The sequence below is a fragment of the Aquabacterium parvum genome, from assembly GCF_001447195.1.
GTDB classification, from domain to species: domain Bacteria; phylum Pseudomonadota; class Gammaproteobacteria; order Burkholderiales; family Burkholderiaceae_C; genus Aquabacterium; species Aquabacterium parvum.
Map to the genome: position 1 here is coordinate 1 of NZ_LFRI01000034.1, position 1,495 is coordinate 1,495.

The 1,495-nt window shown below is 63.5% G+C and carries 1 protein-coding gene and 1 pseudogene; both read right to left on the reverse strand.

Annotated features, from left to right (window positions below; genetic code table 11):
• Positions 1–328: 328 nt before the first annotated feature.
• Positions 329–1,255, reverse strand: coding sequence for an RNA polymerase sigma factor RpoH (rpoH, locus tag ABG80_RS00495; protein ID WP_058085847.1), 927 nt, complete (start codon positions 1,253–1,255; stop codon positions 329–331).
• Between the two features lie 116 nt (positions 1,256–1,371).
• Positions 1,372–1,495, reverse strand: a pseudogene (locus ABG80_RS00500) (IS5-like element ISCARN85 family transposase); the annotation flags it as partial.

The following is a 1,495-nucleotide window of genomic DNA, read 5'->3' on the forward strand; positions in this document are numbered from 1 at the left end:
GCTTCGTGCAGCTCGAAGCGCTCGACCATCAAGTCAGCGGGCAAGGGCTGCTCGGCATGCGTGGCCGCCAGCGCGTGCAGCCGGGTGTCTTGCGCCCACGCAGACAGCAGCCCGGCCAGGTCCGACAGGCTTGGCAGATTCATGGTCCCTGATTTGATTTGTTTGGTGCCGGGAGTTTAGGAGCCTCGAGGTGCACCGGGCTCCCCCCGAAAGGCCGGACCTTGAAAGTATACGTAAGGCGAAGGGCCTGTCGCCGTTGAGGAGCGGTGCAATGGAAAAGGGCCTGCGCTTGCAGGCCCTTGTCGTTGGCGTCGCCGCTGGGGGACGATCAAGCTGTGGCGTTTTCGGCCAGCGCCTTGCGCATTTTCTTCATGGCGGCCGATTCGATCTGGCGAATGCGCTCGGCGCTGACGCCGTACTCGGCTGCCAGGTCGTGCAGCGTCATGCCGCCTGAGCCGTCGTCGTTGACCTTGAGCCAGCGCTCTTCGACGATGCGGCGGCTGCGCTCGTCCAGCGACGCCAGCGCGTGGCGGATGCCGTCGCTGGCCAGCCAGTCGCGGTGCTGGGCCTCGATCATGCGCGTGGGCTCGTGCTGTTCGTCGGCCAGCCAGGTCACGGGCGCAAGGGGCGCGTCGTGGTCGTCGTCGGCCTGGGCTTCCAGGGCCACGTCACCGCCCGCCATGCGGGTTTCCATCTCGATGACGTCTTCGGGACGCACGTTGAGCTCTTGCGCCACGCGCTGGATCTCGGCGTCGCTGAAGCCGGCGCGGCCCACGTGGTCGTTGCCGTCTTCGCCCTTGAACTGGTGCTTGAGCGAGCGCAGGTTGAAGAACAGCTTGCGCTGGGCCTTGGTCGTGGCGACCTTGACCGTGCGCCAGTTCTTGAGGATGTACTCGTGGATCTCGGCCTTGATCCAGTGCATGGCGTAGCTCACCAAGCGCACGCCCTGGTCGGGGTCGAAGCGCTTGACGGCTTTCATCAGGCCGATGTTGCCTTCCTGGATCAGGTCGCCTTGCGGCAGGCCGTAGCCCAGGTACTGGCGCGAGATGGACACCACGAGGCGCAGGTGCGAGAGCACCAGGCGCGAAGCGGCCTGGAGGTCGTTTTCCGAGCGCAGTTGACGAGCCAGGGCTTGTTCCTCGTCGGCTTCCAGTATGGGCACGGTCTGGACGAAGCGGATGTACGCGTCCAGGTTGCCCAGCGAGGGCACCACACTCCAGGGGTCACGGGGGGCAAGGGAGGTCGTCAAGGTCATGGATGGTTCCTTTCTGGATCCTTCTCTGCAAATGTTAGCACTCTTGCTTGGAGAGTGCTAAGACGGAAAAGTTCCAGGGATATCTGGCTGTTTCATGGCCATTCGTCTAGGGCCTGTTAACACAAACTGCGAAGCCCATCGACCACGAGCACGAAGCTGAGAAAGCCGAGAAACATCGCATCAAGCTTTTCGAACCGGGAGAAGATTCGGCGGTAGCCCTTGAGCCGCCGGAACAACCTC

Excerpts from the sequence above, each read along its gene's own strand:
- rpoH (WP_058085847.1), bottom strand. The coding sequence starts at position 1,255 with ATGACCTTGACGACCTCCCTTGCCCCCCGTGACCCCTGGAGTGTGGTG.